The organism is Enterobacter cloacae complex sp. P29RS (assembly GCF_014893445.1).
Lineage (GTDB): Bacteria > Pseudomonadota > Gammaproteobacteria > Enterobacterales > Enterobacteriaceae > Enterobacter > Enterobacter intestinihominis.
The window spans coordinates 115779-125058 of record NZ_JADBPZ010000015.1; the positions used below are offsets into that span (position 1 = coordinate 115779).

Annotated in this window: 8 protein-coding genes; 6 read left to right on the top strand and 2 right to left on the bottom strand. The window is 54.6% G+C overall.

Annotated elements, in window-relative coordinates; translation table 11 throughout:
* Nucleotides 1-60: 60 nt before the first annotated feature.
* Nucleotides 61-525: a multidrug/biocide efflux PACE transporter gene (locus IM282_RS13230; RefSeq protein ID WP_032626069.1), complete on the bottom strand. Its 465-nt coding sequence runs from the start codon at nt 523-525 to the stop codon at nt 61-63.
* Between the two features lie 101 nt (nt 526-626).
* Here IM282_RS13230 and IM282_RS13235 point away from each other — a divergent pair, with 101 nt between their 5' ends.
* The 3 genes from IM282_RS13235 (at nt 627) to IM282_RS13245 (ending at nt 3765) form a co-directional block, all read left to right on the top strand.
* A complete protein-coding gene (locus tag IM282_RS13235; protein ID WP_165716049.1) occupies nt 627-1493 on the top strand; it encodes a LysR family transcriptional regulator in 867 nt (288 codons plus the stop codon).
* 92 nt (nt 1494-1585) lie between these two features.
* The gene (locus IM282_RS13240) at nt 1586-2764 is read left to right on the top strand and encodes an acetyl-CoA C-acetyltransferase (RefSeq protein ID WP_022649256.1); all 1179 of its coding nucleotides are present in this window, start codon (nt 1586-1588) and stop codon (nt 2762-2764) included.
* Between the two features lie 317 nt (nt 2765-3081).
* Nucleotides 3082-3765, top strand: coding sequence for an oligogalacturonate-specific porin KdgM family protein (locus IM282_RS13245; RefSeq protein ID WP_003862842.1), 684 nt, complete (start codon nt 3082-3084; stop codon nt 3763-3765).
* A gap of 532 nt (nt 3766-4297) precedes the next feature.
* Here the strand turns inward: IM282_RS13245 and IM282_RS13250 are convergent.
* Nucleotides 4298-5473, bottom strand: coding sequence for an oligogalacturonate lyase family protein (locus tag IM282_RS13250; protein ID WP_022649254.1), 1176 nt, complete (start codon nt 5471-5473; stop codon nt 4298-4300).
* A gap of 300 nt (nt 5474-5773) precedes the next feature.
* On the opposite strand from IM282_RS13250, the gene kduI reads away from it, so the two are divergent.
* From kduI to IM282_RS13265, 3 genes are all read left to right on the top strand, one after another.
* Nucleotides 5774-6610: a 5-dehydro-4-deoxy-D-glucuronate isomerase gene (kduI, locus tag IM282_RS13255; RefSeq protein WP_017382863.1), complete on the top strand. Its 837-nt coding sequence runs from the start codon at nt 5774-5776 to the stop codon at nt 6608-6610.
* A gap of 63 nt (nt 6611-6673) precedes the next feature.
* Nucleotides 6674-7435: a 2-dehydro-3-deoxy-D-gluconate 5-dehydrogenase KduD gene (kduD, locus tag IM282_RS13260; protein ID WP_003862835.1), complete on the top strand. Its 762-nt coding sequence runs from the start codon at nt 6674-6676 to the stop codon at nt 7433-7435.
* A 312-nt stretch (nt 7436-7747) separates the two neighbouring features.
* A complete protein-coding gene (locus IM282_RS13265) occupies nt 7748-9163 on the top strand; it encodes a sugar porter family MFS transporter (RefSeq protein ID WP_023298523.1) in 1416 nt (471 codons plus the stop codon).
* Nucleotides 9164-9280 lie beyond the last annotated feature (117 nt).

Below are 9280 nucleotides of genomic sequence, written 5' to 3' on the forward strand. Positions count from 1 at the left end.
TGCGTTGAGGTCGCCGTTGCTTCGCTGGGGTTGGGCCGGAGAAGGTCTCCGGCCGGAAGGTCATTCGCTTGCCAGGGCGCGACGTTGCTGGCGGCGCTTGATAATTTTCTCCCGCAGGGTGTCATACACCCAGTTGTAGAGCATGGTGTACGGCAGGAAGAACAGGAAGAAACCAATCTCCAGCGTGAAGGCCTGGAGCAGCGTCACGCCCAGCACGGCGGCAACGATGGTTACGCCAATCACAATAAAGCCGCATTCAAAACCCAGCGCATGCAGGGCGCGCACTTTTGCCGTGCGCTTCACCCGCTGGACGGGCCAGAAACGGTCGAAGCCAAAGTTATAGATAATGTTCCAGAGCATTGCCGTGGTCGCCAGAATAATGGTGAGACCCCCCATTTCAACCACCGAGCGCTGCATTAGCCACGCGGCCGTAGGGGCGAGGATCGCCGTAGCAATACCTTCAAAACAGACGGCATGGAAGATCCGCTCCGGCAATTTACGTTGGAGTGCATCCTGATGTTGCATATTTACCTCATATAGACGCCAGTATGGGCGTTGATGCGGCCTATTCTTATCGCTTAAGGTGATATATAAAAGATGGTATCCATCGATAAAGTAGATACATCATGCGTTATTCTCCCGAAGCACTGACCGCGTTTGTTGAAACTGTCTCCGCAGGTTCGTTTTCAGCTGCGGCACGACGGCTGCGTAAAAGCCAGTCCACCATCAGCACCTCCATCGCCAACCTTGAAGCTGACCTTGGCTTTGAGCTGTTTGATCGCTCGGCGCGTCACCCGGTGTTAACCGCCCAGGGTGAACAGGTGCTGGGCTATGTCCAGTCAATCCTCGCCGCCAGCGCGCGCCTTGATGAGCTGGCCGTATCCTTAACGGCGCAAACGGAGGCGCGTTTTACCTTTGTTCTCTCCGATACGCTTAACCCGGCCGTGCTGGAAGAGATGATGAGCCAGTTCGACCAGCGTTTTCCGCACACCGAATTCGAGTGTCTGATTGGGGAAGAGGAGGACGTGATCGATCTGCTGCAAAAGGAGCGGGCGCAAATTGGCCTGACGGAAGCACGCGACAGCTACCCGACCGATATTGGCGCGACCCGCCTGCCTATGCAGACGCGGATGGCTATTTACGTTTCTGCCGGACATCCTCTGGCAGGGCAACATGAGACGCAGGCGGACGAGCTGCATGGCTGGCGCGAGCTGCGGCTGAGTACCTATCTTGAACGGGAAGCGCCCCTTGCGCGCGGGCCGGTCTGGTCTGCGCCGAACTACCTGCTGCTGCTAAGCATGGCGGTACAGGGCTTTGGCTGGTGCGCGTTACCCTGCGCGCTGGTCGACGAATTTGCCGCATCGAAATCGCTGGTGCAGCTGAACGTGCCGGGTTGGCCGAGGTCGATTGCCATCGATCTGGTATGGAACAAAAGAACCCCGCCCGGCGTCGCCGGAAGCTGGCTGCGCCAGTACTTGCAGGATGCACGATAATCCTGTGACTAAACTCACTAATTTTAAACATTTGCGTCAATTGTTGATAACAATCCTCTACTATCGTCATGTCATTTTGCACAGAGGTCGTGATGAAAGATGTCGTTATAGTGGGTGCGTTACGTACGGCTATCGGCTGTTTTCAGGGAGCGCTTGCGCGTCACTCTGCGGTTGATCTCGGCAGCGTGGTGGTAAGAGCGCTGGTGGAACGCAGCGGGGTTGCCGCACATGAAATTGATGAGGTGATCCTCGGCCAGGTGCTGACCGCTGGCGCGGGACAAAACCCTGCGCGACAGGCGGCGCTGAAGGGCGGCCTGCCTAATACCGTTTCGGCGATTACCATCAACGACGTCTGTGGTTCAGGTTTGAAAGCGCTCCATCTTGCGACGCAGGCCATCCAGTGCGGTGAAGCGGACGTGGTCATTGCCGGAGGGCAGGAAAACATGAGCCGCGCCCCGCATGTCCTGACCGACAGCCGGACCGGCGCGCAGCTCGGGAACAGTCAGCTGCTTGACAGCCTGGTTCATGACGGGCTGTGGGACGCCTTCAACGACTACCATATGGGCGTAACGGCGGAAAACCTGGCGCGGGAATACGGCATCAGCCGCGAGCTTCAGGATGCGTATGCGCTTAGCTCGCAGCAAAAAGCGCGTGCAGCGATCGACTCCGGCCGTTTTCGCGATGAAATTGTCCCGGTCAGTACCCAACGCCAGAACGGCGAAGCGCTCATCGTTGATACCGACGAGCAGCCTCGCACCGATGCCAGCGCAGAAGGGCTGGCAAAACTCGATCCGGCCTTCGAAACGCTCGGTTCTGTAACGGCAGGTAACGCATCATCCATTAACGACGGTGCGGCGGCGGTGATGATGATGAGTGAAAGCAAAGCCCAGGAGCTGGCGCTGCCGGTGCTGGCGCGCATCAAAGCGTTTGCCAGCGTGGGTGTTGATCCTGCGTTAATGGGGATCGCCCCGGTCTATGCCACGCGCCGCTGTCTTGAGCGGGCGGGCTGGCAGCTGAACGATGTAGATCTGATTGAAGTCAATGAAGCCTTTGCTGCACAGGCGATCTCGGTCGGGAAAATGCTGGAATGGGATCCGCTGCGGGTCAACGTCAACGGCGGTGCGATCGCGCTCGGTCATCCTATTGGCGCTTCCGGCTGCCGCATTCTGGTGTCGCTAGTCCACGAAATGAAAAAGCGTAACGCCCGAAAAGGGATCGCAACGCTCTGCATTGGCGGAGGGCAGGGGGTAGCCCTGGCTATCGAACGGTAATTTCCCCCTCTGCGCACAGAAAGCCTCCCTCGGGAGGTTTTTTTATGTCCGCAGAATCCTTTTTTAACACTTCTGAGTTCTTTCTTAAGCCCACAATAATTATTGCGCGGTGAATTATTCGCTTTGTGAAGTTCTTAGTGTGATCTCACGCCTGGAATTTATGCGTTATACGCCTTTTTTGTTGATGAGGTTCACGTCGATCTTTGCCAAAAAAAATGAAACAAATAATTTCGATCCTTGTCACTAAAATAACGGTACATAAAAAATAAACTCAAGTTTCATAAAAACGAAACGTTATTTTAATTGAGGGTTTTTTCATGTTTAAGAAATCTCTGCTCCTTGCTTCCCTTATTAGTGCCTCTTTTGCGGCTAGCGCCGTTACCGTCGATCTGCGTCACGAATATATTGACAGCGGCTCGAATGCCGACCGTGTTGCCGTCTCGCACCGCTTTGACAATGGCTTCGGTTTTTCAGTCGAGGCGAAGTGGAAATCAGGCGGGGACAAGGCAGATCAGCCATTCGCGGATGTGGTGGGGAACGGTCACGAAGATCAGATTAGCTGGCGCTGGAAAGCGACAGACAATATCGCCCTGACGCCTGCGTTTACGATTGAAAGCACAGACAGTCGTACCATTTATAAACCGAATCTGCATGTGCAATATAGTTTCGATAATGGCTTCTACGTGGCCGCGCGTTACCGTTATGAATATACCCGCTACCCGTCAAGCTCAAATAAGGACGATGATAAAGTTAACCGTGGTGATGCGTGGGTCGGTTGGGTATTAGGTGACTGGCGTACCGAGCTGAACTATGTTTACGCGAAAAGCTCTGAAGGCGTGGCCCGAAATAACAATAAAGATTATTCCAATGAATATAACGCCAAGCTGGCCTACAAATGGGATAAAAACTGGGCACCGTATGTTGAGGTGGGCAACGTGGGGGTTAAAGACACTGACGAACGCCAGACCCGTTTCCGTTTAGGCGTGGCGTACTCCTTCTGATAATCCAGCTTCTTCGCTAAAAACCGCCGGGTGGCGCTTCGCTTACCCGGCCTACACTTTCCTTCCACTCCGTCGTTTCGTATGCCGGGTGGCCCTGCGCTTACCCGGCCTACACTTTCCTTCCACTCCGTCGTTTCGTATGCCGGGTGGCCCTGCGCTTACCCGGCCTACACTTTCCTTCCACTCCGTCGTTTCGTATGCCGGGTGGCCCTGCGCTTACCCGGCCTACACTTTCCTTCCACTCCGTCGTTTCGTATGCCGGGTGGCCCTGCGCTTACCCGGCCTACACTTTCCTTCTACTCCGTCGTTTCGTATGCCGGATGGCGATGCGCTTACCCGGCCTACACTTTCCTTCCACTCCGTCGTTTCGTATGCCGGATGGCGATGCGCTTACCCGGCTACACTTTCTCTCCAATCAGTCGTTTCGTAGGCCGGGTAAGCGTTAGCGCCACCCGGCAAAAAGCGCCGCAATCACCCAAAAAAAAGCCCTCCGAATCGGAGGGCAAGGCCAGTTACAGAAACACTAACTCATTCAGGCATGCAACATTTCAGGTTGCTCGGGGAGTTTCGCGATATAGAGGGCCGGTTTGCCGTCTTTATCGGAACTGTACAGCACCGCTTTTTCGTCCGGCGTGAAGGACGGATGCGGGTGGGTTACCTGGCGGCTGTTCGCCACCGTAGCCCAGGAAGTGTCATGACGGGCAATGCGGTAATAGGCTTTCTTCGCCACGTCAAAGGCATACAGATAAGGATCGTTATCAATGGTGTAGCCGCCGGTGTCTTTCACATCGACAGGCGTGCCGGAACCGTCGCCAACCAGCATGGTGCCGTCAACATTGCTCATCAGGTGCGAACAGGCGGGCATGTTCATTACCGCTTCATTCACGCCGGTGTCCGGATTGAAGCGGGAGATGGTGCGCCCTTGCTGACCTTTCAGGTAAGAGACGTAGATCAGCGCGGACCCGTCCGGCACCCAAAATTCATGCGTGCAGCTTTCCCCTTCCGCGTGCGTTTTCACTTTCCGCACGTTGCTGCCATCTTCGTTGACCAGCCACATGCGGGCGTCAACCAGGTCGTGTGGCCCTTCATGACAGAAGGCCACGGTATTGTCATCGAACGGGCGATAAATCGGATGTCCCAGCCAGATCTTCTCGTCATGGATGGTGGTGCTTTCACCCGTTTTTAGATCAACGCGCAGCAGGCGGCAGTGCGGCCCTTTGTGGAAGAAGTCGTGGAAAATTTTCCAGTCGTTGAGTGGCGTCCAGTCACGTCTGGCAATCTCAATACCCACCAGTTTGGTGCAGTCGCTGTTCGCGACCCAGGTGCCGTAGCCAACCCACTCTTCCGGGACGCGGTACACTTCGCGCTCTGCCAGCGTCTTTAAATCCACCTCAAGCAGGGTGCGATCGTTCTTCACATAGTAGAGGGATTGATCGTCCGGAGAGAGGAACCCGCCAAAGGTGTTATCGCCCGCGCCTTCGGTCAGCTGCACCGCTTCGGCGTTTTTCAGATCCAGCAGGTAATAGTTCCAGTGACCGTCGAACTCCCCGGCGAACAGCAGGTGGCTGCCATCGTTAAAGAAGCACTTCTGGTAAAAGTAGTTGCGATGACAGGTTACTTCCGGTGGGGTCAGGCGGGTAACTTCCACGCCTGTATCCGGATCGCGGCTGACCTCGTAGTTCAGCTTGACCCGCATACCTTTAGCCATAATGCACTCCTTTGAACGCGTAATATAGGTTGAAAACTAGGTGTTAAATTATCAAAACATCGTTTCATTGTGTGTGACTGACAGCGCAAATTCTCAGTTTCTTTAGCCAGATTGAGGGGCTTAAAGATTTATCGTGATCGAAACACCATTTCTGGCATAAACATACAGAAAAAATGAAACGTTGTTTTAAATGTAATTGAAAACCCCATGTACAGGGGATAATATGTGTTCATCACGAAAACGGAACATTGTTTCGTTATTCATCTTTGCCTTCGGGCACGATCAATTCTGGAGGTTTACGTGGACGTCAGACAAAGCATCCACAGTGCGCACGCAAAAACGCTGGATACTCAGGGGCTGCGCAGTGAGTTTTTAGTTGAGCAAGTGTTCGAAGCCGACAAGTACACCATGGTCTACAGCCATATTGACCGCATTATTGTGGGCGGGATTATGCCGGTGGCGAAAACCGTCTCCGTGGGCGGTGAAGTGGGCAAACAGCTGGGCGTGAGCTACTTCCTCGAACGCCGTGAACTGGGCGTGATTAACATTGGCGGGCCGGGCACCATAACCGTCGATGGCCAGTGCTACGAAATTGGTCACCGTGACGCGCTGTACGTCGGAAAAGGCGCGAAAGAAGTGGTGTTCGCCAGCATCGATGGCAGCAAACCGGCGAAGTTCTACTACAACTGCGCCCCGGCTCATACGACTTACCCAACCAAAAAAGTCACGCCAGCGGACGTTGCCCCGGTGACCCTTGGTGACAACCTCACCAGCAACCGCCGCACCATCAATAAATACTTCGTACCGGATGTGCTGGAAACTTGCCAGCTCAGCATGGGGCTGACCGAGCTTGCGCCGGGCAACCTGTGGAACACCATGCCGTGCCATACCCACGAGCGCCGCATGGAAGTCTATTTCTACTTCAACATGGATGAAGATGCCTGCGTGTTCCACATGATGGGACAGCCGCAGGAAACTCGCCATATCGTGATGCACAACGAGCAGGCGGTCATTTCGCCAAGCTGGTCCATCCACTCTGGCGTGGGAACGAAAGCTTATACCTTTATCTGGGGTATGGTCGGTGAAAACCAGGTCTTCGATGACATGGACCACGTCGCTGTTAAGGATCTGCGCTAGTCGCAGGCAGTTAAGCATACATCTGCCTGTTGGTGACAGGCGCTGAACGATTAAGGAACAAACATGATTCTGGATGCATTTTCTCTGCAGGGTAAAGTGGCTGTGGTTTCCGGGTGTGACACCGGGCTGGGGCAGGGTATGGCGTTAGGTCTGGCGGAAGCGGGCTGTGATATCGTCGGGATTAACATCGTAGAGCCAACGGAAACCATCGAGCGCGTCACCGCGCTGGGCCGTCGTTTCCTGAGCCTGACCGCGGACCTGCGCAAAATCGATGCGATCCCTGAACTGCTGGATCGCGCGGTGGCGGAGTTCGGGCATATCGATATTCTGGTCAACAATGCGGGCCTGATTCGCCGTGAAGATGCGATTAACTTCAGCGAAACGGACTGGGACGACGTGATGAACCTGAACATCAAGAGCGTGTTCTTTATGTCCCAGGCGGCTGCGAAGCACTTCATCGCGCAGGGGAAAGGCGGCAAGATCATCAATATTGCCTCCATGCTCTCTTTCCAGGGCGGCATCCGCGTACCGTCTTACACCGCATCGAAGAGCGCCGTGATGGGCGTGACCCGTCTGCTGGCGAACGAGTGGGCGCAGCACAATATCAACGTCAACGCGATTGCGCCGGGCTACATGGCCACCAATAATACCCAGCAGCTGCGTGCTGATGAAGAGCGCAGCGCGGCAATTCTGGAACGTATTCCAGCGGGTCGCTGGGGTCTGCCGAGCGATCTGATGGGCCCGGTTGTGTTCCTGGCTTCTCCGGCTTCGGATTACATTAACGGCTATACCGTCGCCGTTGACGGCGGCTGGCTGGCACGTTAATTCAGCCTTAATAAAGAACCTCTGCCCTCGGGTGGAGGTTTTTTTTGCGCCAAAATTGGCTTTATCCATATCCTTAAAGATGAAAAATCCATACCAAAAAGGAATAAATGACGGGTATCACACATTTATTGCTTAAATATTAACTAATTAATAAAAAATAAGGTTAAACCACCCTGATTTGAAATTGTAATGTCCATCACAGAACGGTATGTCGTAGCGAAATAATCCATATCTTCACCAGTTCCGACCTGACACTTTCTTCCGGTATCTCGTAATTTCACTTAACGAATTTCGCTGTTGAGGCAGGAAACTATGACATCTATAAATGACTCTACCCTTATGCCCGCTGCGCTGCGCGATACCCGACGCATGAACCAGTTTGTTTCTGTTGCGGCCGCCGTAGCCGGTCTACTGTTTGGTCTGGATATCGGCGTTATCGCTGGCGCACTGCCCTTTATTACCGACCACTTTACGTTAAGCAACCGCCTGCAAGAGTGGGTGGTAAGCAGCATGATGCTGGGCGCGGCCATCGGCGCGTTGTTTAACGGCTGGCTGTCGTTCCGTCTCGGGCGCAAATACAGCCTGATGGTTGGGGCGATCCTGTTCGTCGCAGGCTCCATCGGCTCCGCGTTTGCGACAAACATAGAAGTGCTGCTGCTTTCACGCGTGCTGCTTGGCGTAGCGGTGGGTATCGCGTCCTACACCGCGCCGCTTTATCTCTCTGAAATGGCAAGTGAGAACGTGCGCGGGAAGATGATCAGTATGTATCAGCTGATGGTGACGCTCGGTATCGTGCTGGCGTTTCTGTCGGATACGTACTTCAGCTACAGCGGCAACTGGCGGGCAATGCTTGGCGTGCTGGCGCTGCCTGCGCTGCTGCTGATTGTGTTAGTCATTTTCCTGCCGAACAGCCCGCGCTGGCTGGCGCAAAAAGGGCGTCACGTGGAGGCGGAAGAGGTGCTGCGCATGTTGCGCGACACGTCTGAAAAAGCGCGTGAAGAGCTGAACGAAATCCGCGAAAGCCTGAAGCTGAAGCAGGGCGGCTGGTCCCTGTTTAAGGCGAACCGCAACGTGCGCCGCGCGGTGTTCCTCGGCATGCTGTTACAGGCGATGCAGCAGTTTACGGGGATGAACATCATTATGTATTACGCCCCGCGCATTTTTAAAATGGCCGGTTTTACCACCACCGAACAGCAGATGATCGCCACGCTGGTGGTGGGGCTGACCTTTATGTTCGCCACCTTTATCGCGGTGTTCACCGTTGATAAGGCCGGACGTAAACCCGCCCTGAAAATTGGCTTTAGCGTGATGGCGCTCGGCACCTTAATCCTTGGCTACTGCCTGATGCAGTTCGATAACGGCACGGCGTCAAGCGGCCTCTCCTGGCTCTCCGTGGGCATGACCATGATGTGTATCGCCGGTTACGCGATGAGCGCCGCGCCGGTGGTGTGGATCCTGTGCTCTGAAATACAGCCGCTGAAATGCCGCGACTTTGGTATCACCTGTTCCACCACCACCAACTGGGTGTCGAACATGATCATTGGCGCGACCTTCCTGACGCTGCTGGATGCGATTGGCGCGGCAGGCACCTTCTGGCTCTATACGGTGCTGAACGTGGCGTTTATCGGTGTGACCTTCTGGCTGATCCCCGAAACCAAGGGCGTGACCCTGGAGCATATTGAACGCAAGCTGATGAGAGGGGAGAAACTACGTAATATCGGCGTGTAATGTAATTGCCCGGTGGCGCTTCTGTATGACCGGATACATAGGTAACAGATCAGACCGGGAACATAGGTAACACTTTTCAGTCTATCCGGAGCACACTCTGGGTTTTTCGGTCGTAGT

What these genes read in the sequence shown, in the direction of transcription:
- kduD (WP_003862835.1), top strand. Translation starts at nt 6,674, where the DNA reads ATGATTCTGGATGCATTTTCTCTGCAGGGTAAAGTGGCTGTGGTTTCC.
- IM282_RS13250 (WP_022649254.1), bottom strand. Translation starts at nt 5,473, where the DNA reads ATGGCTAAAGGTATGCGGGTCAAGCTGAACTACGAGGTCAGCCGCGAT.
- IM282_RS13240 (WP_022649256.1), top strand. Translation starts at nt 1,586, where the DNA reads ATGAAAGATGTCGTTATAGTGGGTGCGTTACGTACGGCTATCGGCTGT.
- IM282_RS13235 (WP_165716049.1), top strand. Translation starts at nt 627, where the DNA reads ATGCGTTATTCTCCCGAAGCACTGACCGCGTTTGTTGAAACTGTCTCC.
- IM282_RS13245 (WP_003862842.1), top strand. Translation starts at nt 3,082, where the DNA reads ATGTTTAAGAAATCTCTGCTCCTTGCTTCCCTTATTAGTGCCTCTTTT.
- IM282_RS13230 (WP_032626069.1), bottom strand. Translation starts at nt 525, where the DNA reads ATGCAACATCAGGATGCACTCCAACGTAAATTGCCGGAGCGGATCTTC.
- IM282_RS13265 (WP_023298523.1), top strand. Translation starts at nt 7,748, where the DNA reads ATGACATCTATAAATGACTCTACCCTTATGCCCGCTGCGCTGCGCGAT.